Source organism: Pseudomonas laurentiana (assembly GCF_014648275.1).
Lineage (GTDB): Bacteria > Pseudomonadota > Gammaproteobacteria > Pseudomonadales > Pseudomonadaceae > Aquipseudomonas > Aquipseudomonas laurentiana.
Map to the genome: position 1 here is coordinate 125,306 of NZ_BMQU01000004.1, position 23,354 is coordinate 148,659.

The following is a 23,354-nucleotide window of genomic DNA, read 5'->3' on the forward strand; positions in this document are numbered from 1 at the left end:
GTGCTGTGAACGCACCGGCACCCCGCTGATACCCTCGCCAACACAGCCGTCACCCGCTTTTAGGCGGGTGACGACGTCCCGGCAAGGGCGCCAGTAGTGCATCGATATCGTCGTCGGCCAGTTTCCAGTCTCCGGCCTGGCGCCCATCCAGCACGCCGGCCGCCAACGCAGATTTCTCCTGCTGCAACTGCTGGATCTTCTCTTCCACGGTGCCGCGGGTAATCAGCTTGTAGACGAACACCGGTTTTTCCTGGCCAATGCGGTATGCACGGTCGGTCGCTTGCTGTTCGGCTGCGGGGTTCCACCACGGGTCGTAGTGAATCACGGTGTCGGCCGCCGTGAGGTTAAGGCCGACCCCACCCGCCTTGAGGCTGATCAGGAAAATCTGCAGCCGGCCGCTTTGGAAGTCTGCAACCGGTGCGCGTCGGTCGCGTGTGTCACCTGTCAGCAACGCATAGTCGATGCCGCGTTGTTGCAGTTCCTCGCCAATCAGCGCAAGCATGCTGGTGAATTGCGAAAACAGCAGCACTCGACGCCCTTCGGCGAGCAACTCCTCAAGCATTTCCAGCAGGCTGTTGAGCTTGCCCGAGTTCGCGCTGCGCGACGTGCCGGCTGTTTCAGATTTGACCAGGCGCAGGTCGCAACAGACCTGGCGCAGCTTCAGCAGCGCTTCAAGAATGATGATCTGGCTGCGGGCAACACCCTTGCGGCTGATCTCGTTGCGGACTTTCTTGTCCATGGCCAGGCGCATGGTTTCATAGACGTCGCGCTGCGCCTCGGTCAGGTCGACCCAGTGGATCATTTCGGTCTTGGCCGGCAGTTCGGTTGCCACCTGCTCCTTGGTTCGCCGCAGGAGGAAGGGCTTTATCCGTGCATTCAGGTGCTGCAGGCGTTCTTCATCACCCTGGCGCTCAATGGGCACCCGGTAGTCGCGGTTGAACGCCTTGTTGTCGCCCAGCCACCCCGGCAGCAGGAAGTGGAACAATGACCAGAGTTCGCCCAGATGGTTTTCCAGCGGCGTGCCGCTCAGGCACAGGCGTTGCCGTGCCTCCAGCTGTCGTGCGGCCTGGGCGGCCTTGCTGGTGGGGCTCTTGATGTACTGAGCCTCGTCCAGGATCAGTACGTGCAGTGGCAGGCTCTTGAGGTGTTCCAGGTCCTTGGGCAGTAGCGCGTAGGTTGTCAGCAGCAGGTCGTAGTCCGCCAGCGTGTCGAAGTACTGCCGGCGACCAATGCCTTGCAGTGCCAGTACCCTTAACTGCGGTGCAAAACGTTCGGCTTCATCCTGCCAGTTTGGAATCAGGCTGGTGGGCATTACCACCATCGCCGGCCGGTCGAGGCGGCCGGCGTTCTTTTCGGTGAGCAGGTGGGCCAGGGTCTGTAGTGTTTTACCCAGGCCCATGTCGTCAGCCAGGATGCCGCCGACTTCCAGTTCACGCAGTGCCTGCATCCAGCTCAGGCCTTCGAGCTGATAAGGGCGCAGGGTGGCTTTCAGGCCTGCTGGGGTGGTGACGGCCTGGGTGCGGATATCACGCAGGCGTTCGCCCAGTGCGCGAACCCGGTCACCGCCTTCCCAGGTCAGCGGCAGTTCAAGCAAGGCGTTCAGGCGTGCCGCATCAGGGCTGGCCAGGCGTACGGTGGTCTCGCCTGGCTCGCGCAGGTAGAAATCGCCCAAGGTGGCCAGCACCGGCTTTAGCCGACCATAAGGCAGGGCAATCTGAAGCGTCTTTCGCGGTGCCTGGGGGTGGGGGATGGGCACCAGAATCTGCTCGTCGTCACGGCGTTTGGCCAGGTGTGCACTGTTGAGCAGTTCCGGGTGGCTGCGCAGCAGGTTGAGCAGGATCGGCAACAGGCTCAAGCGCTCGCCGTTGACCACGATGCCCAGTTCCAGGTCGAACCAGTCGCGTTCGGGGGTCTCGACGACCTGGGCGTACCAGTCGTCGACCGGGGTGAGGTCGAAGGCAAAATCGTCGGCGCAGATGATCTGCCAGCCTTGCTCGCGCAAGTGGGGCAGATCGTTGAGCACGAAACGTAGCCAGGCCGCCTCGCTGGGCAGTTCGAACGGTTCGCCGGCACTCTCCGGCAAGGCTTTGCTCTGGCGGGTGGCGACCTTGAAGCCCAGCTCCAGCAGTGTTTCGCGCAGGCCTTGCTCGGCGCTCGGATGCCGCTGAAGGGGTGGTGCCTGGCGAGCATGCGGGGCACCACTGACGTAGTTGCCGGCATAACCGAACGCCAGGGCCGCACGGTGTTGGGTGTAACGCTGCATGCGCCCATTGCGGGGTTCGAAGGCGCTGAACTCAATGCTGCCCAGCCACAGGCGCGGCTGGGGTGGAAGGGGGGATATCACGCGGTCGGGCATTTCAAAGCTTCGTGACCTTGAGCAGCAGTGCCAGATGGCCGCCGTCAAGGTAGTTCAGGTCGCCAAGGCGCATGTTGCTGTTGCTCTGCTTGAACTGCTCGGTCTGGGTGATGCTGCCGTCGGCCGCAAAGCGGTTGACCCAGAAACTGGTGTCGGCGCTGATGAAACGGCCGTCGCTCAGGCTCAGGTTGCCTTCCACGGGGAAGTGGCCGAAGTGCTGCTTGCCATCACTGATGGCGACCTTGCTCGGTTCGGCGCTCAGGTTCTGTTGCCAGGCTTTGTGCAGCAGGATGGTGTACTGGCTGTCGGCCTGCAGTTTTGCCGCTTCGTCGTTCATTGCGGGTTTGTTTTCGTCCGCATTGGTCAGTGTCTTTGCGCCGGCAGCCCAGTCTTCCGGGGCGTACTGGCTGGTAATGGCCGGTACGCTGTTTTGTCGAACCAGAATCATCTCGATCTGATACAGACCGTCAGCGAAGGCACTGGAGGTGCAGAGCGCGGCCAACAGGGCCAGGGAGCGAATCAGGCGCATCGGGTTTCCTTAAGCGGATGTCGGAGTCAGGCGCTCGAACAGCGCCTCGAGGGTATTGAAGCGTTCTTCTGCGCGTTCCATGGGGACCATGAACTTGAACTGCGTTGCGCCCTCGAACTTGTAACGTTTGGGTTGGCTCTGGATCAGTTTGATCAGCACCAGTGGATCGACAGGTGTTTCCCCGGCGAACTCGATCTTCCCGCCTTGTGGGCCTGCATCGACTTTCTTGATGCCCAGTTTCTCGGCCTGCAGTTTGAGCAGGGTCAGGCGTACCAGGTTCTTGGTCGGTTCCGGCAGCAGGCCGAAGCGATCGATCATCTCGACCTGCAGATCCTTGAGGCCGTCTTCATCGATGGCCGAGGCAATGCGCTTGTAGAGAATCAGGCGTGCATGCACATCCGGCAGGTAGTCTTCGGGAATCAGTGCCGGCAGGCGCAGGTTGATTTCCGGGCCGCCGCCCAGTGGTTGATCGAGGTTGGGTTGCGTGCCCTTGCGAATGGCTTTCACCGCGCGTTCGAGCATTTCCATGTACAGGGTGAAGCCGACGGCCTGGATCTGGCCGCTTTGGCCTTCGCCAAGCAGTTCGCCAGCGCCGCGAATTTCCAGGTCGTTGGTCGCCAGGACGAAGCCTGCCCCCAGGTCCTGGGTGTTCGCGATGGCTTCCAGGCGCTTTTCCGCGTCGGCGGTAATTTGCTGGCGTGGCGGCGTGAGCAGGTAGGCGTAGGCCTGGTGGTGGCTGCGACCCACCCGTCCACGTAGCTGGTGCAACTGCGCCAGGCCGAACTTGTCGGCGCGCTCGATAATAATGGTGTTGGCGCTGGGCACGTCGATACCGGTCTCGATGATGGTCGAGGCAATCAGCACGTTGAAGCGCTTGTGGTAGAAGTCGCTCATCACCTGTTCGAGTTCACGCTCACGCATCTGCCCGTGGCCGATGCCGATGCGGGCTTCCGGTACCAGCTCGGCGAGGTCGGCCGCGCATTTCTCGATGGTCTTTACATCGTTGTGCAGGTAGTAGACCTGGCCGCCGCGCAGCAGCTCACGCAGCAGCGCCTCCTTGATGGTGCTTTTGTTCTGCTCCATGACGAAGGTGCGTACCGACAGCCGCCGTGCGGGCGGAGTCGCGATGATCGACAGGTCGCGCATGCCGGACACGGCCATGTTCAGTGTCCGTGGGATCGGCGTGGCGGTGAGGGTGAGGATGTCGACTTCGCTGCGCAGCGCTTTGAGCTGTTCTTTCTGGCGCACGCCGAAACGGTGTTCTTCGTCGATGATCACCAGACCCAGGTCTTTCATCTTGACGTCGTCCTGCAGCAGCTTGTGCGTGCCGATGACGATGTCGATCTTGCCTTCGGCCAGGTCCTGGACCGCGGCGTTGATTTCCTTGGCGGACTTGAAGCGGCTCATCACCTCCACGGTCACCGGCCAGTCGGCAAAGCGGTCACGGAAGCTGTTGTAGTGCTGCTGGGCGAGCAGGGTGGTGGGGACCAGGATGGCCACCTGGCGCCCGCCATGTACGGCGATGAATGCCGCGCGCATGGCGACTTCGGTCTTGCCGAAGCCTACGTCGCCACAGACCAGGCGGTCCATCGGCTTGGCGGCGAGCATGTCCTCGCGTACGGCTTCGATGGCGGCCTGCTGGTCCGGGGTTTCCTCGAACGGGAAGCCGGCGCTGAAGGTGGCATAGTCGGCGGCCGGGTCGGCAAAGGCGTAGCCCTTGCGTGCTGCGCGGCGGGCATAAATGTCGAGCAGTTCGGCGGCTACGTCGCGGACCTGTTCGGCGGCTTTGCGCTTGGCCTTTTGCCAGACTTCCGAGCCCAGGCGGTGCAAGGGTGCCAAGGCATCGTCGCTGCCGGTGTAGCGGGCGATGAGGTGCAGGTTGGCGACCGGCACGTAGAGTTTGGCGCCCTCGGCGTAGGCCAGGGTCAGGAACTCGGCGGTCTGGTTGTCGATCTCCAGGGTCGCCAGGCCGAGGTAGCGGCCAACGCCGTGGTCGATGTGTACCACCGGCGCACCCTCGCGCAGCTCGGTGAGGTTCTTGATGACGGCGTCGTTGGTGCCATCGCTGCGCTTTTCGCGGCGTCGGCGCTGCATCACGCGTTGGCCGAACAGCGGGCTCTCGGCAATCAGTGCCAGGGCCGGGTCGTCCAGCAACAGGCCGTCGTCCAGCGGCGCAATGGTGATCGCCAGTCGCTCTTTGCTCTGGACGAAGTCGTGCCAGCTATCGAGTGTCTGCGGGCGCAGCTTCAAGCGCTCGAGCAGTTCCAGCAGCACCTCGCGCCGGCCCGCCGACTCGGCGGTGAACAGCACGCGGCCCGGGAACTGGTCGAGGAAGTTGGACAGTGCGGCCAGTGGCTGGTTGGCCTTGGCTTCGATGGCCAGGTTCGGTAGCGTCTGCGCGGCAAAGCGCTCGCGACCAACGCCGCCCTCGACGTCATCCTGGTTGACCACGATGCGTGGCCAGCGCTTGAGCTGGGCGAAGCAGTCTTCTACCGGCAAGAACAGCTCGACCGGTGGCAGCAGTGGCCGGCTGGGGTCGATGCGGCGTTCGTCGTAACGGTTGCGCACGTCACTCCAGAAGTGTTCGGCAGCCTGCTCGACACCGGGCAGCGAAAACACCTGGGTGTCTTGCGGCAGGTAGTCGAACAGTGTCGAGGTCTCCTCGAAAAACAGTGGCAGGTAGTACTCGATGCCCGCGGGAATAATCCCACTGGTGAGGTCCTGGAAGATCGGGCTGCGGCGGAAGTCGACGTCGAAACGTTCGCGGAAGCGTGCCTTGAACTGGGTGACGGCCTCCTTCTGCAGGGGGAATTCACGCGCAGGCAGCAGGCGCACCGAATCGACCTTGTCGATCGAGCGCTGGGTTTCCGGGTCGAAGGTGCGCAGGGTTTCGATTTCATCGTCGAACAGGTCGATCCGGTAAGGCAGCTTGCTGCCCATCGGGAACAGGTCGATCAGCGCACCACGCACGGCAAACTCGCCATGCTCGTAAACAGTATCGACGCAGCGGTAGCCACTGGCTTCCAGGCGCAGGCGCATCTGCTCGACGTCAAGCTTCTGGCCGATATCCAGCACCAGGCTGCTGCCCAGCAGGAAGCGGGTCGGTGCCAGGCGGTGCAGGGCGGTGGTGATCGGTACCACAAGAATGCCGTGGTCGAGTTCCGGCAGCCGGTACAGGCTGGACACCCGCTGGGAGATGATGTCCTGGTGCGGCGAGAACAGATCGTACGGCAGGGTTTCCCAGTCGGGGAATGGCAGTACGGGCAGTTCCGGCGCGAAGAAACGTAGCTCCTGCTCCAGGCGGTCGGCAGTCTGGCTGTCGGCAGTCAGCAGCAAGGTAAAGCGCTTGGCGGCGCTTGCGGCTTCGGCGATAGCCAGGCTCAGGGCGGCGCCCGGCAGGTTGCCCCAGGTGTGTTTGCCGGCGGTGGCCGGCAGGTGCGGTAGACGCAGAACTGGCACGGGCGGTCGAGCTCCAAGCATTGCGACAAAGGGTCGATTGTACCGGGCCTGGGGCCGGCCTGTCAGGCGCGAAGGGGGCAAAAAACAACGGATATCATGCGGGGGCGAGAGGAGCGACAGGCGCGCATTGCTCGAAACAGCGCGGGGCGTCATAATGTAGCCCCTTTTTTCTGTCCCTACATGTGGAAGGTTCCCGTGACTCAGAAGCCCGACCAGTGTCTTGGTGAGTGGATTGATCGTGAAGCGCTTGCAGAAGCGATGATCCCGCTTATCGGTCAGCTCTACCGCAATAACAACGTGGTGAGCTCGATCTATGGCCGTAGCCTGATCAACCGTTCAGTGATTGCGATCCTCAAGGCCCACCGCTTTGCACGTCATCGCCAGTCCGACGAAACCGAACTGTCTGTCCACGAGACATTCCCGCTGCTCAAGGCCATGAGCGAGCTGAAGCTGGGTGCCGCCTCGGTTGACCTGGGCAAGCTGGCTGTCAAGTTCAAGGAACAAGGCAACGGCCGTACCGCCGAGCAGTTCGTGCGCGAAGAAATGGCCGACGTGGTTGGCAAGCAGAACGCTTCGGCACGTAAGGGTACTGATGTGGTGCTGTACGGCTTCGGTCGTATCGGTCGCCTGCTGGCCCGTATCCTGATCGAGAAGACCGGTGGTGGCGACGGCCTGCGCCTGCGCGCCATTGTCGTGCGTAAAGGTGCGACCAACGACCTGGTCAAGCGCGCCAGCCTGCTGCGCCGTGATTCGGTTCATGGCCCATTCGATGGCACCATCACCATCGATGAAGAAAACAACACCATCACCGCCAACGGTAACCTGATCCAGGTGATCTACGCGAAGAGCCCTAGCGAAGTCGACTACACCCAGTACGGCATCAAGGACGCTCTGATCGTCGACAACACCGGTGTATGGCGTGATGCCGAGGGCCTGGGCCAACACCTGGCCTGCCCGGGCGCTTCCCGTGTGATCCTCACCGCGCCTGGCAAAGGTGCCCTGAAGAACATCGTTCACGGTATCAACCACGGCGAAATCAGCCCGGACGACAAGATCATCTCGGCGGCCTCCTGCACCACCAACGCCATCGTGCCGGTGCTCAAGGCTGTGAATGACAAGTTCGGCATCGTCAACGGCCATGTCGAAACCGTTCACTCGTACACCAACGACCAGAACCTGATCGACAACTTCCACAAAGGCAGCCGCCGTGGTCGTAGCGCTCCGTTGAACATGGTTATCACCGAGACCGGTGCGGCCACCGCTGCCGCCAAGGCACTGCCAGTGCTCAAGGGCAAGCTGACCGGCAACGCTATCCGTGTTCCGACGCCTAACGTCTCGATGGCGATCCTGAACCTGAACCTGGAGAAGGCGACTTCTCGCGAAGAGATCAACGAGTACCTGCGCCAGACGGCCATGCACTCGGACCTGCACAAGCAGATCGACTACGTGAGCTCCCAGGAAGTGGTTTCCACCGACTTCGTTGGCTCGCGTCACGCCGGTGTCGTCGATGCCGAAGCGACCATCTGCAACGATAACCGCGTTGTTCTGTACGTTTGGTACGACAACGAGTTCGGTTACAGCTGCCAGGTCGTTCGCGTGATGGAAGACATGGCTGGGGTCAACCCACCTGCATTCCCGCGCTAAGCGGTCATTAGGTTGCACAAGACGGGAACCCCAGGGTTCCCGTTTTTTGTGTCTGGGAACACGGAGGCGTGATGGCGAGGTGGACAGGTGGGGTGCTGGTCATTCTGGCGCTTTGGCTGGGCGGTTGCGACCGCACGCCTTCGCTGGAGCGCATCAGTGGTCCGACCATGGGCAGTACCTACACGGTGCAGTATGTGCGTACGGCTCAGGGCCCGGCGCCAGAGCAGGTCCGACTTGCTGTGGAAGAGGTCCTCCAGCAGGTTGACCTCACGTTCTCGACCTACCGCAGCGATTCGCTGATTGCGCAGTTCAACCGGTTGCCGGCCGACAGTTGTCAGGTCATGCCGGCAGATGTACTGGAGCTGGTGCAGTTGGGTGAACAGTTGTCGCAGCAAAGCCAGGGCGCTTTTGATCTGACCGTGGAACCATTGCTTGATTTGTGGGGGTTTGGCCCGCAGTCCCGGGGTGAGCAGGTGCCGGGTGCGCAGGCGTTGGCTGCAGCCCGTGGGCGTGTCGGTCATGCCCATTTGCATGTCGACGGGGAGCAGTTGTGCAAGGATGCTCCGCTGGAGCTGGACTTCAACAGCATCGCTGCCGGGCATGCCGTCGACCTGCTGGTCGAGCGAATGCGTGCGCTGGGTGTGAGCAGCTATCTGGTTGAAGTGACGGGTGAACTCAAGGCGCAAGGGCGCAAGCCGGATGGTAGTCGCTGGCGTATTGCCCTGGAATGGCCGCGTGCCGATCAGCAGGTCGTTGAGCAAGTGCTGGCGCTTGAGGGTTACGGCGTTTCCACATCAGGAGACTATCGCAACTTTTTCGAGCAGAATGGCCAGCGTTTTTCGCATGTCTTCGATGCGCGGCTTGGGGTACCGGTTAACCATCGTCTGGCTTCGGTCACGGTGCTTGACCCCTCAACGCTGATGGCCGATGGCATGTCCACGGTGTTGCTGATCCTCGGCCCTGAACAGGGTTGGGCGTTTGCCCTGAAATACAATGTAGCAGCAGTTTTCGTGACCCGTGCCGATACAGGCTTCGTCTCCCATGCGACGCCTGCATTCGAGCGACTGATGCAAGCGCAGTAACAGACTGTTGCAGTGTGAGATGTAGTGCAGAGAAAAATAGCCTACGACGCGACCAAGGGTTAATGTGCGCGGCGTTTACGCTTGATTAGACTGCACCCGAATATTTTCATGACGCTCTGGGCGGCATGATCTAGCCCCGATCGCCGGCGTGGCGACCGGGCCTGTTCTGAAGGAGTACGCATGGCTGTCTACAACTACGACGTAGTGGTGCTGGGTTCCGGCCCGGCAGGAGAAGGGGCGGCAATGAATGCTGCCAAAGCAGGGCGCAAGGTGGCGATGGTCGATAGCCGTCGTCAGGTCGGCGGCAACTGCACCCATCTGGGCACCATCCCGTCCAAGGCCTTGCGTCACTCGGTGCGCCAGATCATGCAGTTCAACACCAACCCGATGTTCCGGGCCATTGGTGAGCCGCGCTGGTTCTCGTTCCCGGATGTACTCAAGAGTGCCGAGAAAGTCATCGCCAAACAGGTGGCTTCGCGCACCGGCTACTACGCACGCAACCGTGTTGACGTGTTTTTCGGTACCGGCAGCTTCGCTGACGAACAGACCGTCGAAGTGGTCTGCGCCAACGGCGTGGTCGAGAAGCTGGTGGCCAAGCACATCATCATCGCTACCGGCTCGCGTCCATATCGCCCGGCAGACATCGATTTCCACCACCCGCGTATCTACGATAGCGACACCATCCTCAGCCTCGGCCATACGCCGCGCAAGCTGATCGTTTACGGTGCCGGTGTTATTGGCTGCGAATACGCCTCGATCTTCAGTGGCCTGGGTGTACTGGTTGAACTGGTGGACAACCGCGGTCAGTTGCTCAGCTTCCTTGACTCGGAAATCTCCCAGGCGTTGAGCTACCACTTCAGCAACAACAACATCACCGTACGTCACAACGAAGACTACGAGCGTGTTGAAGGGCTGGATAACGGCGTGATCCTGCACCTGAAGTCGGGCAAGAAGATCAAGGCGGACGCCTTGCTCTGGTGCAACGGCCGTACAGGCAACACCGACAAGCTGGGCCTGGAAAACATCGGTATCAAGGTCAACAGCCGTGGCCAGATCGAAGTCGACGAGAACTACCGCACCTGTGTGCCGAACATCTATGGCGCAGGCGATGTAATCGGCTGGCCGAGTCTGGCCAGTGCTGCTCACGACCAGGGGCGTTCTGCGGCGGGCAGCATCGTTGATAATGGTAGCTGGCGCTTCGTCAACGACGTGCCGACCGGTATCTACACCATTCCGGAGATCAGCTCGATCGGCAAGAACGAGCAGGAACTGACTCAGGCCAAGGTGCCTTACGAAGTCGGCAAGGCGTTCTTCAAGAGCATGGCGCGTGCGCAGATCGCTGGTGAGCCTCAGGGCATGCTGAAGATCCTGTTCCACCGCGAGACCCTGGAAATCCTCGGTGTACATTGCTTCGGTTACCAGGCGTCGGAGATCGTTCACATTGGCCAGGCCATCATGGACCAGCCGGGTGAGTGCAACACCCTGAAGTACTTCGTCAACACCACCTTCAACTACCCGACCATGGCCGAAGCCTATCGGGTAGCGGCCTACGACGGCCTCAACCGGCTTTTTTGAGCGGCTCCGGCCGGTGGCCTGAGCCGGCCGGGGAGACCGATTTCAGCAACTCTCGAGGGTGGCAGTGGCCAAACCGGGAAAGTCTGTAATCAGGCTGTCTACGCCGAAGTCAGCGAGCCTGCGCATCAGCGCGGGTTCGTTGACTGTCCACACTGACACGTGCAAGCCCTGGCGCTGAGCTTTTGCCAGGCGCTCCGGGCTGCACAGTGTCCAGTTCAGCGCAAGCATCTCACAGCCATAGTTCTGGGCGACCTTCAGTGGGTCGAGCCAGGCGTATTCGGCTACCAGGCCGCGGGAGACGTCCGGGGTCAATTCCAGGGCGGCAGCGAGCACTTCCCGTGAACTGGAGGTGATGGTGATCTTGTCGAGCAGGCCGAAGCGTTGTGCCATTTCGCGGATCGCCAGTACCGTGGTGGCGGCGCGCATGCGTGAGGCGCTCTTGACCTCAAGTTGCCAGTGCTCGAAATCGCACTTCTCGAACAGCTCATCCAGGCGCGGGATGGGGCAGGGGTGTACCCAGCCGGGGCCGCCCTTGCGTGCGTCATAGGTCACCAGGTCACTGGCGTTGTGCTCGACCACCTTGCCGCGTCGGCCGGTGGTGCGCTTGAGTGTCGGGTCGTGAATGACCATCAGCTCGTTGTCGGCAGACAGGTGCAGGTCGAGTTCGCAACGCCGCACGCCATGACTCAGGCACTGCTGGAAGCTGGTCAGGGTATTCTCGGGGGCTTCGCCCTTGGCGCCACGGTGGCCGTAGATCTGGGTCACGTTTGTTCCTTCAAGGTAAAGAGTGAAACTCAGGTAGGCGTTGCGCTGTTCTGTTCCAGGGCCTGGCGCCGTTGTTGCGCTTGGCGTTGCAGGATGTAGCGCGCCAGTAGCTGGCGTTGTGCGTCGGTGATATCGACGAACTCGGCGCCGATATCGAACAGCCCGTCAGGCTTGCTGTCGCAATGCGTGATCTTGGCGCGTAGCAGCAGCCCCAGGGCTTGCGGCATCAGCACCATTTTCACGGCAACTCGGCTGCCCACTGCCAGCGCCTGGCCTTGGCGGGCCTCAATGCCGCCTTCGGAAAGCTTGACTGAGAGCGGTTCGCCGATCTGCCCGAGCAGGCTCTGGGCGACCACCTGGCTGAGCAAGTCGATGCGTTTGTTCTGGGCTTTGAGAAAGGCTGCGAGGGTGCGGTCCTTTTCGCTGAGCTGGCGTAACAGGTGCTGTGACTCGAATTCGCTCAGGTGCAGTTCGCTGAGCAGGTTGAACAGCGGTGACGCATCTTGCAACAACTCTGTGCCAGACGCATCGGCGGCGTTCAGTGGGCGAATTTCCAGTGCGATCCTATCCTCGATACGGTAGTATTCGCGGCGATCTTCTTCATCTAATGTCGACATGGCGAACCCATGGTAGCGGCGGTGGTCTGAGTGTAAAGCTGCTGTCCAAGCCCCGCCACAAGGACGTTCCTCTTTCATCCGAACAAGCCCCGACATGTTCAGACCTCTCTTCGTATTCATCGGTACGCGTTATACCCGTGCCAAGCGCCGCAACCACTTCGTCTCGTTCATTTCCCTGACCTCGATGATCGGCCTCGCCCTGGGCGTGGTAGTGATGATCGTGGTGCTTTCGGTCATGAATGGTTTCGACCATGAGATGCGTACCCGCGTACTGGGCATGGTGCCCCATGCCACGCTTGAAACCGGCCAGCCCATCAATAATTGGCCTGCACTTGCCGATACAGTAAAGCAGAACCCGCAGGTGGTGGCGGTGGCACCGTTCACCCAGATGCAAGGGTTGCTGACTCACGATGGCAAGGTGCAGAAAGTCTTGCTCAACGGCATTGACCCTGGTCAAGAGCGCAAGGTCTCGATCATTGATGACTTTATCCGCGAGGGGCGCCTTGATGACCTGGTGCCGGGAGCGTTTGGCATCATGATCGGCGACAAGGCCGCGACCAAGCTGGGCGTCGGCATTGGCGACAAGCTGACCTTCGTCGCACCTGAAGTGACCGTGACGCCTGCGGGCATGTTCCCGCGCATGAAGCGTTTCACGGTAGTCGGCATCTTCCATGTTGGCGCCGGCGAGATTGACGGTTACCTCGGGTTGACCAACCTCTCGGACCTGTCGCGCTTGCACCGCTGGAAAGCCGATCAGGTGCAAGGCTTGCGCCTGAAGTTCGATGACCTGTTCCAGGCGCCGCGCACGGCCTGGAGCATTGCCCAGAAGCTGGGTGACCAGGAGTTCTACGCCCGCGACTGGACCCGCAGCCACGGCAACCTGTATCAGGCCATCCGCATGGAAAAAGCCATGATTGGCCTGTTGCTGCTGCTGATTGTCGCCGTCGCGGCGTTCAACATCATTTCCACCCTGGTGATGGTGGTGAACGACAAGAAAGGTGATATCGCCATTCTGCGTACCCTCGGGGCCACCCCGGGCCAGATCATGGCGATCTTCATGGTCCAGGGTACGGTCATTGGTGTGGTCGGTACGTTCATTGGTGCAGTGGTCGGCATTGCTGCTGCCCTGAATGTCAGTGCTGCGATCGCCGGCCTGGAGTCGTTGATCGGCCACAAATTCCTCAATGCCGACGTCTATTTCATCGACTACCTGCCGTCCCAGGTGATGGCCGAGGATGTCTGGATGGTCTGTGGCGCGGCACTGGTCCTGAGTTTCCTCGCCACCCTGTATCCGGCCTGGCGTGCGGCACGCACCCAGCCAGCGGAGGCGCTACGTTATGAGTGAGTTGGGCATGAGTAATAAAGCTGTGCTGAGTTGCCGCAACCTGGGCAAGTCCTATGAAGAGGGTCCGGAGTCGGTTCGGGTGCTCTCGGGCCTGCAGTTGGAACTGCATCCGGGTGAGCGGATTGCCATCGTCGGCAGTTCGGGCTCGGGCAAGAGTACCTTGCTCAACCTGCTCGGTGGCCTGGATACGCCCACCGAGGGCAGTGTCTGGCTGGCTGGCGAAGAGCTTTCGGCGCTGGGTGAACGGGCCCGAGGCCTGTTGCGCAACCGTGCGCTGGGGTTCGTCTACCAGTTCCACCACCTGTTGCCAGAGTTCACCGCGCTGGAGAACGTCTGCATGCCGCTGCTGATTGGCCGTACCGCCATTCCCGAGGCGCGCGAGCGCGCTGAAGCACTGCTCAAGCGGGTAGGGCTGGGACATCGACTGAGCCACAAGCCGTCTGAGCTGTCCGGTGGTGAGCGTCAGCGCGTGGCTATTGCGCGCGCGCTGGTCAATCGTCCTGGCCTGGTCATGCTCGACGAGCCGACCGGCAACCTCGACCAGCACACCGCCCAAGGTATCCAGGAGCTGATGAAGGAACTGAGCAGTTCGTCACAGACCGCCTTTCTGGTGGTGACCCACGACCTCAGCCTGGCCCGGCAGATGGACCGTGTACTGCGCCTGGAAGAAGGGCGTCTGGTGCCGATCTGATCTGGTCGTACAGGGTGCCGGTCGTGAATGGTCGGCACCGTGTTCTTTCTCTTTTTCCGGGTGCTTCCGTTCATGTTCAGACCCTTGTCTATTTTCATTGGTGCACGCTACACCCGCGCCAAGCGCCGTAACCACTTTATCTCGTTCATCTCCATGACCTCGATGATCGGCCTGGCCCTGGGCGTGCTGGCGATGATCGTGGTGCTGTCGGTGATGAACGGTTTCCAGCGCGAAATGAGCGCCCGGATTCTCGGCATGGTGCCCCACGCTGCCCTGCTCGGCGTCAAGCCGGTGGATGACTGGCAAGCCGTGGCCGCTACCGCACTGAAGAACCCGCAGGTGATTGCGGCTGCGCCGCTGACAGAGCTTGAAGGCATGTTGTCCTACAAGGGCCTGATGCAGCCGATCCAGATCAGCGGCATCGACCCGGCACAGGAAGCCAAGGTGTCGATCGTTGCCAATCACATCGTTCAGGGGCGACTGGATGACCTGAAGCCGGATGAGTTCGGCGTGGTGATCGGTGAGATTACCGCGCGGCGCTTCCATTTGAATGTCGGCGACAAGCTCACCTTGATCGTGCCGGAAGTCAGCACCGCGCCAGGCGGTATTACCCCGCGCATGCAGCGTTTGAACGTAGTGGGCGTGTTCAAGGTCGGCGCTGAGCTCGATGGCTCCATGGGCCTGATCCACATGGCTGACGCAGCGCAGATGCAACATTGGGCGCCGAACCAGGTGCAGGGTGTGCGCATCAAGGTGCAGGACCTGTACAGCGCACCTCAGGTGTCGACGGCGATTGTCGGTCAGTTGGGCGACCAGTTCCGCGCCGATGACTGGACCCATACCCAGGGCAGTCTGTTCAGTGCCATGAAAATGGAAAAGACCATGATCGGCCTGCTGTTGATGATGATTATTGCGGTCGCCGCGTTCAACATCATTGCAACCTTGATCATGGTGGTGAACGACAAGGGCGCGGACATCGCGATTCTGCGCACCATTGGCGCCACGCCCGCGCAGATCATGGGCGCCTTCATGGTGCAGGGAACATTGATCGGTATTGTCGGCACGTTGATCGGGGGTGTGCTCGGGGTGATCGCCGCGATCAATGTCAGCCAGTTGGTTGGGTGGCTTGAGCGTGTCAGCGGGCAACATATCTTCACCTCCGACGTGTACTTCGTCAGTACCTTGCCGTCGGAGCTGCAGTGGGGCGACGTGGCGTTGATCTGCAGTGCCGGGCTGGTGATGAGCTTCCTGGCGACGCTGTATCCTGCGTGGCGCGCCTCGCAGGTAGAGCCGGCGTACGCCCTGCGTTACGAGTAAGCCTGTCGCGGGCAAGCCCTGCCACACGCTGAACTGTGGCCCTGTGGCGGCAGGCTTGCCTATGCGGTCGGCAGCTCAATCACGAAACGCGTCCAGCCCTGCGCCGATTCGCCATGAATCGTTCCGCCGTGCGCCTTGATGATGGACTGGGTGATCGCCAGGCCCAGTCCCGCATGCTCACTGTTTCCTTCGTGGCGGGCCGGGTCGGCGCGGTAGAAACGGTCGAACAGGCGCGGTATGAGCGCTGGGTCAATCGGCTCGCCGCTGTTGGCCACTTCCAGTCTCACGCCACTATCCTGTCGTTCAATTTTCAGGCGGATCTCGCCGCCAGCCGGGGTGAACCGCAAGGCATTGTCCAGCAGGTTGGACAGTGCCCGACGCAACATGTGGCGATCGCCTTCCAGTTGCGCCTGGCCAGCATGGCTCAAACGTACCTGAGCGTCCTCGGCCAATGGTGCGTAGTACTCCAGCAGTGCGCCAACCTCGTCTTCCAGTGCCAGCGGCTGGCGGCTAGGCATTAGCAGGCCGTTATCGGCTTTGGCCAGGTAGAGCATGTCGTTGACCAGCTGAGCCATCCATTGCAGTTCTTCAAGGTTGCCGTGCAGGGCCTCGCGGTACTCCTCCAGGCTGCGCGGCCGGGTCAGGGTGACCTGCGTGTGGGTCAGCAGGTTGGACAGCGGCGTACGCAGCTCATGGGCGATGTCGGAAGAGAATGCCGAGAGGCGCTGGAAAGCGTCATCCAGCCGCTCAAGCATGGCGTTGACGGTGTTCGCCAGGTCTGCAAGTTCAACCGGCATCTGTGCCACTGGCAGGCGGGTGGTCAGCGAACGTGCCGAGACCCCGGCAGCCACCTCACCCATCTGCCGTAGGGGGCGCAGCCCGCTGCGTGCGGCCCAGGCGCCGAGCAGGGCGGTGGCCAGTGCCGAGAGGCCAACGGTCAGCCAGATCAGCCGTTGCATGCGTTGCAGGAAGTGCTGGTGATGGGTGATGTCGAGGAACAGTGTCAGGTTGGGCGTGCCTTCGCCGCCGAGGGCTTCGCTCAGGCTGCGATAATCGGCGCCGTCGCTCGTCAGGGTGTTCAGGCCAGGAGTCATCGGTGAGTCCGGCAGGCCGGGCTGGCTATCGAACCACAGGCGCCCGTCGTTGCCGCGGATGCGCACGGCCAGGTCGGCCTGATGGCTGAGTTCCGCCTGTAGCGCAGGCAGCCGTGTGTTCAGGCTTGTACGGTCATGCACGCCCTCAAGTAGCTGGCGCATCAGCGATAGGCGCCCGCTGAGCAATTGCTGGTCCAGTTCGATGAAATGGGATTCGCTGGCGCGGCTGAACAGCACGCCAGCCAACAGCGAAACCACCGCCGTGCAAGCCGCAAACAGCAGCGCCAGGCGGTTGCCGAGCGAAAGACGGCGCATCAGGCTGTCCGCTCTTCGAGGACGTAGCCCATGCCGCGCACGGTATGGATAAGCTTGTTGTCGTGTGCATCGTCGACTTTGAGGCGCAGGCGGCGGATAGCGACCTCGATCACGTTGGTGTCACTTTCAAAGTTCATGTCCCACACCTGCGACGCGATCAGTGATTTTGGCAGTACTTCGCCTTGGCGACGCAGCAGCAGTTCAAGCAGGGAGAACTCCTTGGCGGTCAGGTCGATGCGTTGCCCGGCGCGCTCCACCCGGCGGCGGATCAGGTCGAGGCTCAGGTCTGCCACGCCCAGCAGGGTTTCTTGTGTTGGGCTGCCGCCGCGACGCAGCAGCGTGCGCACCCGCGCCAGCAGTTCGGAGAAGGCGAACGGCTTGACCAGATAGTCGTCGGCACCCAGTTCCAGGCCATGCACGCGGTCTTCCACGGCATCGCGCGCTGTCAGGAACAGCACCGGGGTATCCAGCCCGGCAGCGCGCACCGCCTGCAGGATCTGCCAGCCATCGCGGCCCGGCAGCATGACATCGAGGATCAACAGCGCGTAATCGCCCGTCAGCGCCAGGTGCTGGCCCGTATTGCCATCGGTGGCCAGCTCTGCGCTGAACCCGGCTTCACTCAAGCCCTGGCACAGGTATTGGCCGGTCTTGGCCTGGTCTTCGACGATCAGCAGTTTCATGGGGCGCTCGTGTTAAAGGTGGGCAGGGCGTTATACCGTGGTGTGAATGGCAAAAGGCAAAGCTGACAAAGTTGTAATCTTATCGTCAGCTGGTTGCCAGCGGCACCTCGTTACAGTGGCTGCCATATCGAGACAACCCCGGAGTAAACCGACCATGTCACGTTTTATCCTTGCTGGCGCCCTGGCGCTGTTCAGCCTGCCCTTGTTTGCTTCGCCGGCACAACCGTTTGCCTTTGGTCATCCCGCCACCGCAGGCCAGGCGACCCGTACCGTTGAGGTGGAGCTTGGCGACATGTACTTTGCCCCGCGTGCGCTGCAGGTCAAAGCTGGCGAGACTGTACGTTTCGTGCTGACCAACAAGGGCCAGTTGCCGCACGAGTTCAACCTCGGCGATGCGGCCATGCATGCGCGGCATCAACAGGAAATGCTCGCCATGCCGGGTGGTATGGACCACGCAAAAATGGACCATGGCAACATGAGCCACATGGGGATGAATCATGACGGGATGATGCACGGGGGTGGCATGTCGCATGACGACGCCAATGTGGTGATGGTCGCACCCGGCAAGACTGCGGAGCTGACCTGGACCTTCACCCAGTCGACCCCGATCGAGTTTGCCTGCAACGTTCCGGGCCATTACCAGGCTGGCATGGTGGGCAAGCTAACCATCGCGCAGTGACAGGTGATTGCCCAACGCATGGCACAAACCCGATAAACTAGGCGTATTTCGTCCTTCAGGTTTGAGCCATGCACCCCGCCGCCGAACATTCCCCGCTGGGCAAGTCCAGCGAATACATTGCAACCTATACCCCGTCCCTGTTGTTCCCGATCCCGCGTGCGGCGAAGTGGGCTGAGTTGGGGGTCGGCGCCGACACCTTGCCTTGGCAGGGTGTCGACTACTGGAACTGCTTCGAGCTGTCTTGGTTACTGCCCTCAGGCAAGCCGGTAGTGGCCATCGGTGAATTTGCGATTCCAGCTGATTCGCCGAACATCATCGAGTCGAAGTCGTTCAAGCTCTACCTCAACTCACTGAACCAGACGGTGTTCGCCTCGGTGCAGGCGCTGCAGGCTTGCCTGGAAAAAGACCTTTCGGCAGCCGCCGGCAAGCCGGTCGGTGTGCGCGTTCGGACCTTGTCTGAGGTCGAAGGGGAGGGTGTTGCGGCGCTGCCAGGTGTCTGCATCGATGACCTGGACGTCAGCATCAGCCAGTATGAGCATCCTCAGCCAGAACTGCTGCGCTGCGATACCGGGCGGCAGGTCGAGGAAACCCTGCACAGCCATTTGCTCAAATCCAACTGCCCGGTCACCGGTCAGCCGGACTGGGGCAGCGTAACCGTGCATTACCGTGGCCCGGTGCTGGATCCTGCCAGCCTGCTCGCCTACCTGATCAGCTTCCGTCAGCATGCAGACTTCCACGAGCAGTGTGTAGAGCGGATCTACCTCGACCTCAAGCGCCTGCTCAACCCTGAGACGCTGACGGTGTATGCACGTTACGTGCGCCGTGGCGGGCTGGACATCAACCCCTACCGCAGTACCGAAGCGGTCAGCCTGGGCAATTCACGCTTGGTGCGCCAGTAAGCGCCAGCGCCTGCGGGGTTGCAGGTGCTGGCTTCGGCACTCAGATGCCCATGCTTTGCAGGCTCTGAACGATGTTGCGCAAGGTGGCTGTCAGGCCGGGGTGGTCGACTTCGAAGCGTTCGACCGCCAGGTTCACGCCGTCTACCAGGTTGTTATCAGGGGAGGCGGCCTCCAGTTTGAGCTCGGCTTCGATTTGCTGCATCAGTTGTTGCAGGTTCTCACGCTCTTCCAATGAGAGCGGTGGATTTTGCTCCAGTTGCTCGCGCAGGGTATCGATTTGCTGTTGCAGTTCGCGGGCAGGCATGATGTTCTCCCTTTATGAATAGGCACAGCCATGAACCACCGCGGGCAGCGAAGGTCCATGCCATGTCTGACAGGGTAATCCACCCGGCGTTGCTTTGCATGACCCGGATCAACGGTAGGGTGTCAGGGTTTTTCACCCTTGAGTCGGCGTTGTCCTATATCGGTCAGGCACTCGTCGAGTGCTTCCAGATGGTCGATGACCGAATGCACACCCAGGGCATAGAGCTGCAGTGTCGCTTTGCCGCGTTTTTGCGCCTGCTCTTGCGGGCCCAAGGCGTGCCACTGGCTGCTGCTCAAACCGCACAGTGAGCCGCATGCGGCCAGTCCGATGGTCCAGAGGCCGGCGTTGAGCCCTGACTGCAGCAACCTGGGCTCCCCGCTGACCAGTACGCAGCCGTCCAGCTGGTTGACCTTCAGCGCCATCAACGTTTGCCAGCAGGCGTCCGGTGCCGGCCACGGTGTGCTGTAGGTGCTGGTGTAGGGTCGTAGCCAATCGGGCAGGGAGCGACTCAATTGCTCGGTCGCTGTACTGGGCGTTTCGTCGATCCAGCCGCAGGGCACGGCCTGTTTGTGCAGACGCTCCAATGCCTGGTGCGCGCCTGGCGTCAGTTGCGGCGAAGGGTCCACGCTGTTGTTACGCGCGCCAAAGTCAACCAGACAGCCGCGTAGACCGAACAACAGTGCGGTTAAAGCAGGTGATTGGGGCATGGCATCGTCCCTGAAATAACCTTGCACGCTACGCTCAGTGGGTGACAGCCAGATGACAATCAAACGGTGCAGTGATTGCATTTTGTGGATGCCTGTCATGTCGCGCTGACTAATCTAAGGTAGACCCTTTATACTGGTCTCATTTTTGAGTTTAAGGCGCTATGGCGCTTTGTGATTGTCGAGGAGTGAGTGTATGCACAGGATTGGTACAGGCTTGATTGATCGGATGACCCGTGTCTGCGTCTGTGCCGGGCTACTGCTGGGGCCTCTGGCGGCTCAGGCAGCAACCGAGGAAGACCCATGGGAGAGCATTAACCGTCCCATCTTCCGCTTCAACGATACGATCGACACCTATGCGCTCAAGCCTCTGGCGCAAGGCTACCAGGCCGTTACTCCGCAGTTCCTGGAAGACGGCATCCACAACATGTTTCGCAACATCGGCGATGTCGGCAACCTGGCCAACGATGTCCTGCAGCTCAAGCCTCGTGCTGCCGGCGTGGACACAGCACGGCTTATCGTCAACACCACCTTTGGTATTGCCGGCTTCTTCGATGTGGGTACCAAGATGGGCCTGGAGCGTAACGACGAAGACTTCGGCCAGACCCTGGGTTACTGGGGTGTGAGCAGCGGGCCCTACGTCGTGCTGCCGTTCCTCGGCCCAAGCAACGTCCGTGATGCCATTTCCAAGTACCCGGACACCTACACCGCCCCCTACCGTTACATGGACCATATCCCGACCCGTAACTCCAGCATTGGCGTCGATGTAGTGGACACCCGTGCCAGTCTGTTGTCGGCCGAGAAGATGATTCGTGGCGACAAGTACACCTTCATCCGCAACGCCTACCTGCAAAACCGTGAGTTCAAGGTCAAGGATGGGCAGGTCGAAGACGACTTCTGATCCACAGAACCGCGAGAAGCTGGCCCAGGCGCTGGTTTCGCTGGCAAGACCCGCTCCCGTGGGGGGCTGGCTTGCCTGCGAGGGTATGGTCAGGGCTCAGTAGCAGGCACCGACGTGTTTCATGGGTGTTGCTCAGTGCATTTCGATGATGCGCAGGCCCAGTTTCTGCTGGCCTTCGGCCTGGTCGGCAATCCACACGACCCGGGTGCTGGCCTCCAGCCCCTTGAGGGCAGGGTGGTCAGAGTCGATACGCACCTCAAGCGCGTCACCGACCTTGAACGAGCGAGGTGCCTGTACCTGCAGGCCGCTGCTGGAAAGATCCAGACACACAGCGGCAATGACCTGATCGGCGTGGATAATGCTGACATCCTTGTCCACTCTCATTCGAATGAAATCGCGCTTTTCACTGTAGTCTGCATGGATTCGACTCATGCCTGCATCCTTCCATTGGGTTGCGGTCAAAGGCGTTTTTATAACTCCCGGCTCTTTGCGCTGTAAAGAGCATCAGCGACCATCGGCGTGAGCTTGAAACACCCGGCAGATGGGAGTACCGTCTGCGCCTTACAGGGCACCTCTGAAATTTGATGGGCAGGTCATCTTGTCCTACAACTCATAGAAGAGAGGCTAGAAGTGAATCCAGTAAGTGCGCTCCGGCCCGACCGAGCCGCCTACCCCAACCTATTTCTGGCGCCGTTTGCCCACATGCAGAAAACCAGTGCAACGCTGCTGATAATCGACGATGACGACGTAGTACGTGCCAGTCTCGCCGCCTACCTCGAAGACAGCGGTTTCAATGTCCTGCAAGCGAGTAATGGCCAGCAGGGCCTTCAAGTCTTCGAGCAGAACCAGCCCGATCTCGTGATTTGCGACCTGCGCATGCCGCAGATGGGTGGCCTGGAGTTGATTCGCCAGGTCACTGAGCGCACGCCTGATCTGCCGGTCATTGTGGTGTCTGGCGCCGGGGTCATGAATGACGCCGTCGAAGCGCTGCGACTGGGTGCTGCCGATTACCTGATCAAGCCCCTGGAAGACCTTGCAGTACTTGAGCACTCGGTGCGTCGAGCGCTGGACCGTGCGCAGTTGGTACTGGAAAACCAGCGCTACCGGGAGAAGCTTGAAGCGGCCAACCGTGAACTGGAAGCCAGCCTGCACTTGTTGCAGGAAGACCAGACCGCGGGTCGTCAGGTACAGATGAACATGCTGCCGGAAAGCCCTTGGGTGGCTGGCGACTTTTCATTCGAGCACCAGATCATTCCGTCGCTCTACCTTTCGGGCGATTTTGCCGATTACTTCCGTGTCGATGAGCGTCGGATTGCCTTTTACCTGGCGGATGTTTCCGGCCATGGGGCGTCGTCCGCCTTCGTCACGGTGCTGCTCAAGTTCATGACCACGCGCCTGTTGTTCGAGTTCAAGCGCAGTGGCACCCTGCGTGACTTCAAGCCATCGGAAGTGCTAGGGCACATCAACCGAGGCTTGATCAACTGCAAGCTGGGTAAACATGTCACTATGGTAGGTGGCGTGATCGATGAAGACACCGGTCTTTTGACGTACAGCATTGGCGGGCACTTGCCATTGCCAGTCTTGTATACCCCTGGCCAAAGCCGTTACCTGGAAGGCCGTGGGCTACCAGTGGGGTTGTTCGAGGAAGCCACTTACCAGGATCTGGTCATGGAGTTGCCACCGGCATTCAGCCTTACGCTGCTGTCTGATGGCATTCTGGATCTTTTGCCTGGCAGTACACTCAAAGATAAAGAAGCTGCCTTGCCGGAAATCGTCAAGGCAGCAGGCGGCAGCCTGGATGGGCTGCGGCAACGATTCGGATTGGCTACGCTTGGGGAGATGCCGGATGATATCGCCCTATTGGTGTTGAGCAGGAACCTTCAATGAGTACTGGTAGAATCCAGTTCGCCGAGCAGAATGGCACCTTCGTCCTGAAGTTCGTCGGTGAAGTACGCCTTACCCTGTGTTCGGCGTTGGATGCGACTATTGAAAAAATCTTCACCGCGCTGAATTTCTCGGCGATCGTGATCGATTTGACCGAAACCCAAAGCATCGACAGCACCACGCTGGGCCTGCTGGCCAAGCTGTCGATTCTCTCGCGGCAGAAGGTTGGGCTGTTGCCGACCGTGGTCACTACCCACGCCGACATCACCCGGCTGTTGCAGTCGATGGGTTTCGATCAGGTGTTCAACATCGTCGACCGGCCGATCCCGTGCCCGGAATGCCTCACCGACCTGCCGTCTCAGGATCAGAGCGAGGACGTGGTACGGGCCAAGGTGCTTGAGGCGCACAAGATCCTCATGGGCCTGAACGACTCCAACCGCGAAGCCTTTCACGACCTGGTCAACGCCCTCGAGCGCACCTGATCGTGCCCAGGGGCGCGTTTCTGCGCACCCTG

General features: G+C 60.9%; 21 protein-coding genes. 11 read left to right on the forward strand and 10 right to left on the reverse strand.

Features of this window, described 5'->3' with window-relative positions; all coding sequences use genetic code 11:
• Positions 1 to 49: 49 nt before the first annotated feature.
• From IE038_RS05955 to mfd, 3 genes are read right to left on the reverse strand one after another with little or no spacing between them, the layout of a single operon-like run.
• The gene (locus IE038_RS05955) at positions 50 to 2,356 is read right to left on the reverse strand and encodes a DEAD/DEAH box helicase (RefSeq protein ID WP_189395304.1); all 2,307 of its coding nucleotides are present in this window, start codon (positions 2,354 to 2,356) and stop codon (positions 50 to 52) included.
• A 1-nt stretch (position 2,357) separates the two neighbouring features.
• Positions 2,358 to 2,885 (reverse strand): CsiV family protein, encoded by a 528-nt coding sequence (locus IE038_RS05960; protein ID WP_163939074.1) that lies wholly within the window; start codon positions 2,883 to 2,885, stop codon positions 2,358 to 2,360.
• Positions 2,886 to 2,894: 9 nt separating this feature from the next.
• On the reverse strand, positions 2,895 to 6,344 hold the full coding sequence (mfd, locus tag IE038_RS05965; RefSeq protein WP_189395305.1) for a transcription-repair coupling factor: 3,450 nt from the start codon (positions 6,342 to 6,344) through the stop codon (positions 2,895 to 2,897).
• Between the two features lie 180 nt (positions 6,345 to 6,524).
• Between mfd and IE038_RS05970 the strand changes: the two genes are divergently transcribed.
• The 3 genes from IE038_RS05970 (at position 6,525) to sthA (ending at position 10,645) form a co-directional block, all read left to right on the forward strand.
• Positions 6,525 to 7,988, forward strand: coding sequence for a glyceraldehyde-3-phosphate dehydrogenase (locus IE038_RS05970; RefSeq protein ID WP_163939072.1), 1,464 nt, complete (start codon positions 6,525 to 6,527; stop codon positions 7,986 to 7,988).
• Positions 7,989 to 8,059: 71 nt separating this feature from the next.
• A complete protein-coding gene (locus tag IE038_RS05975) occupies positions 8,060 to 9,070 on the forward strand; it encodes an FAD:protein FMN transferase (protein WP_189395306.1) in 1,011 nt (336 codons plus the stop codon).
• Positions 9,071 to 9,250: 180 nt separating this feature from the next.
• Positions 9,251 to 10,645 carry a Si-specific NAD(P)(+) transhydrogenase gene (gene sthA / locus IE038_RS05980; protein ID WP_065758470.1) on the forward strand — a complete coding sequence of 465 codons (1,395 nt, stop codon included), beginning with the start codon at positions 9,251 to 9,253 and terminating at the stop codon, positions 10,643 to 10,645.
• Between the two features lie 42 nt (positions 10,646 to 10,687).
• Here sthA and IE038_RS05985 read toward each other — a convergent pair whose 3' ends face one another.
• Positions 10,688 to 11,410: a glycerophosphodiester phosphodiesterase gene (locus tag IE038_RS05985; protein WP_163939070.1), complete on the reverse strand. Its 723-nt coding sequence runs from the start codon at positions 11,408 to 11,410 to the stop codon at positions 10,688 to 10,690.
• 29 nt (positions 11,411 to 11,439) lie between these two features.
• Entirely contained in the window at positions 11,440 to 12,027 is a 588-nt protein-coding gene (locus tag IE038_RS05990) for a PilZ domain-containing protein (RefSeq protein ID WP_189395307.1), read from the reverse strand.
• A gap of 94 nt (positions 12,028 to 12,121) precedes the next feature.
• Between IE038_RS05990 and IE038_RS05995 the strand changes: the two genes are divergently transcribed.
• The 3 genes from IE038_RS05995 to IE038_RS06005 all read left to right on the forward strand — a co-directional run bounded on the left by IE038_RS05995 (position 12,122) and on the right by IE038_RS06005 (position 15,380).
• On the forward strand, positions 12,122 to 13,372 hold the full coding sequence (locus tag IE038_RS05995) for a lipoprotein-releasing ABC transporter permease subunit (RefSeq protein ID WP_163939068.1): 1,251 nt from the start codon (positions 12,122 to 12,124) through the stop codon (positions 13,370 to 13,372).
• 7 nt (positions 13,373 to 13,379) lie between these two features.
• Positions 13,380 to 14,063 (forward strand): lipoprotein-releasing ABC transporter ATP-binding protein LolD, encoded by a 684-nt coding sequence (gene lolD / locus IE038_RS06000; protein ID WP_176717400.1) that lies wholly within the window; start codon positions 13,380 to 13,382, stop codon positions 14,061 to 14,063.
• Positions 14,064 to 14,135: 72 nt separating this feature from the next.
• A complete protein-coding gene (locus tag IE038_RS06005) occupies positions 14,136 to 15,380 on the forward strand; it encodes a lipoprotein-releasing ABC transporter permease subunit (RefSeq protein ID WP_163939066.1) in 1,245 nt (414 codons plus the stop codon).
• Between the two features lie 59 nt (positions 15,381 to 15,439).
• Here IE038_RS06005 and IE038_RS06010 read toward each other — a convergent pair whose 3' ends face one another.
• Positions 15,440 to 16,789, reverse strand: a complete 1,350-nt coding sequence (locus tag IE038_RS06010) for a heavy metal sensor histidine kinase (protein ID WP_189395308.1) — start codon at positions 16,787 to 16,789, stop codon at positions 15,440 to 15,442.
• Positions 16,789 to 17,469, reverse strand: coding sequence for a heavy metal response regulator transcription factor (locus IE038_RS06015; RefSeq protein ID WP_163939064.1), 681 nt, complete (start codon positions 17,467 to 17,469; stop codon positions 16,789 to 16,791). The genes IE038_RS06010 and IE038_RS06015 overlap by 1 nt, the downstream gene beginning before the upstream one ends.
• 154 nt (positions 17,470 to 17,623) lie before the next feature.
• Here IE038_RS06015 and IE038_RS06020 point away from each other — a divergent pair, with 154 nt between their 5' ends.
• Both IE038_RS06020 and queF read left to right on the forward strand, forming a co-directional pair.
• Positions 17,624 to 18,148 carry a cupredoxin domain-containing protein gene (locus IE038_RS06020; protein ID WP_163939062.1) on the forward strand — a complete coding sequence of 175 codons (525 nt, stop codon included), beginning with the start codon at positions 17,624 to 17,626 and terminating at the stop codon, positions 18,146 to 18,148.
• A 68-nt stretch (positions 18,149 to 18,216) separates the two neighbouring features.
• Positions 18,217 to 19,047: an NADPH-dependent 7-cyano-7-deazaguanine reductase QueF gene (gene queF, locus IE038_RS06025; protein WP_189395309.1), complete on the forward strand. Its 831-nt coding sequence runs from the start codon at positions 18,217 to 18,219 to the stop codon at positions 19,045 to 19,047.
• 40 nt (positions 19,048 to 19,087) lie between these two features.
• Here queF and IE038_RS06030 read toward each other — a convergent pair whose 3' ends face one another.
• Entirely contained in the window at positions 19,088 to 19,351 is a 264-nt protein-coding gene (locus IE038_RS06030) for a DUF4404 family protein (RefSeq protein ID WP_163938441.1), read from the reverse strand.
• A 122-nt stretch (positions 19,352 to 19,473) separates the two neighbouring features.
• Positions 19,474 to 20,058, reverse strand: coding sequence for an HAD superfamily inactivated hydrolase PcrP (pcrP, locus tag IE038_RS06035; protein ID WP_163938445.1), 585 nt, complete (start codon positions 20,056 to 20,058; stop codon positions 19,474 to 19,476).
• A gap of 193 nt (positions 20,059 to 20,251) precedes the next feature.
• Here pcrP and IE038_RS06040 point away from each other — a divergent pair, with 193 nt between their 5' ends.
• Positions 20,252 to 20,956 (forward strand): MlaA family lipoprotein, encoded by a 705-nt coding sequence (locus tag IE038_RS06040; RefSeq protein WP_163938438.1) that lies wholly within the window; start codon positions 20,252 to 20,254, stop codon positions 20,954 to 20,956.
• Positions 20,957 to 21,088: 132 nt separating this feature from the next.
• On the opposite strand, the gene IE038_RS06045 is transcribed toward IE038_RS06040, so the two are convergent.
• Entirely contained in the window at positions 21,089 to 21,388 is a 300-nt protein-coding gene (locus IE038_RS06045) for a PilZ domain-containing protein (protein WP_163938435.1), read from the reverse strand.
• Between the two features lie 270 nt (positions 21,389 to 21,658).
• On the opposite strand from IE038_RS06045, the gene rssB reads away from it, so the two are divergent.
• Both rssB and rssC read left to right on the forward strand, forming a co-directional pair.
• On the forward strand, positions 21,659 to 22,843 hold the full coding sequence (rssB, locus tag IE038_RS06050; RefSeq protein ID WP_189395349.1) for a two-component system response regulator RssB: 1,185 nt from the start codon (positions 21,659 to 21,661) through the stop codon (positions 22,841 to 22,843).
• On the forward strand, positions 22,840 to 23,322 hold the full coding sequence (gene rssC / locus IE038_RS06055) for an anti-sigma factor antagonist RssC (RefSeq protein ID WP_065758484.1): 483 nt from the start codon (positions 22,840 to 22,842) through the stop codon (positions 23,320 to 23,322). The genes rssB and rssC overlap by 4 nt, the downstream gene beginning before the upstream one ends.
• The last annotated feature ends 32 nt before the right edge of the window (positions 23,323 to 23,354 follow it).

Coding starts and splice junctions, on each gene's coding strand:
- IE038_RS06015 (WP_163939064.1), bottom strand. CDS start 17,469: ATGAAACTGCTGATCGTCGAAGACCAGGCCAAGACCGGCCAATACCTG.
- IE038_RS06005 (WP_163939066.1), top strand. CDS start 14,136: ATGTTCAGACCCTTGTCTATTTTCATTGGTGCACGCTACACCCGCGCC.
- pcrP (WP_163938445.1), bottom strand. CDS start 20,058: ATGCCCCAATCACCTGCTTTAACCGCACTGTTGTTCGGTCTACGCGGC.
- IE038_RS06040 (WP_163938438.1), top strand. CDS start 20,252: ATGCACAGGATTGGTACAGGCTTGATTGATCGGATGACCCGTGTCTGC.
- IE038_RS06030 (WP_163938441.1), bottom strand. CDS start 19,351: ATGCCTGCCCGCGAACTGCAACAGCAAATCGATACCCTGCGCGAGCAA.
- IE038_RS05995 (WP_163939068.1), top strand. CDS start 12,122: ATGTTCAGACCTCTCTTCGTATTCATCGGTACGCGTTATACCCGTGCC.
- IE038_RS05970 (WP_163939072.1), top strand. CDS start 6,525: ATGTGGAAGGTTCCCGTGACTCAGAAGCCCGACCAGTGTCTTGGTGAG.
- rssB (WP_189395349.1), top strand. CDS start 21,659: ATGCAGAAAACCAGTGCAACGCTGCTGATAATCGACGATGACGACGTA.
- queF (WP_189395309.1), top strand. CDS start 18,217: ATGCACCCCGCCGCCGAACATTCCCCGCTGGGCAAGTCCAGCGAATAC.
- IE038_RS05955 (WP_189395304.1), bottom strand. CDS start 2,356: ATGCCCGACCGCGTGATATCCCCCCTTCCACCCCAGCCGCGCCTGTGG.
- IE038_RS05990 (WP_189395307.1), bottom strand. CDS start 12,027: ATGTCGACATTAGATGAAGAAGATCGCCGCGAATACTACCGTATCGAG.
- rssC (WP_065758484.1), top strand. CDS start 22,840: ATGAGTACTGGTAGAATCCAGTTCGCCGAGCAGAATGGCACCTTCGTC.
- sthA (WP_065758470.1), top strand. CDS start 9,251: ATGGCTGTCTACAACTACGACGTAGTGGTGCTGGGTTCCGGCCCGGCA.
- IE038_RS06045 (WP_163938435.1), bottom strand. CDS start 21,388: ATGAGTCGAATCCATGCAGACTACAGTGAAAAGCGCGATTTCATTCGA.
- IE038_RS06020 (WP_163939062.1), top strand. CDS start 17,624: ATGTCACGTTTTATCCTTGCTGGCGCCCTGGCGCTGTTCAGCCTGCCC.
- IE038_RS05975 (WP_189395306.1), top strand. CDS start 8,060: ATGGCGAGGTGGACAGGTGGGGTGCTGGTCATTCTGGCGCTTTGGCTG.
- lolD (WP_176717400.1), top strand. CDS start 13,380: ATGAGTAATAAAGCTGTGCTGAGTTGCCGCAACCTGGGCAAGTCCTAT.
- IE038_RS05960 (WP_163939074.1), bottom strand. CDS start 2,885: ATGCGCCTGATTCGCTCCCTGGCCCTGTTGGCCGCGCTCTGCACCTCC.
- IE038_RS06010 (WP_189395308.1), bottom strand. CDS start 16,789: ATGCGCCGTCTTTCGCTCGGCAACCGCCTGGCGCTGCTGTTTGCGGCT.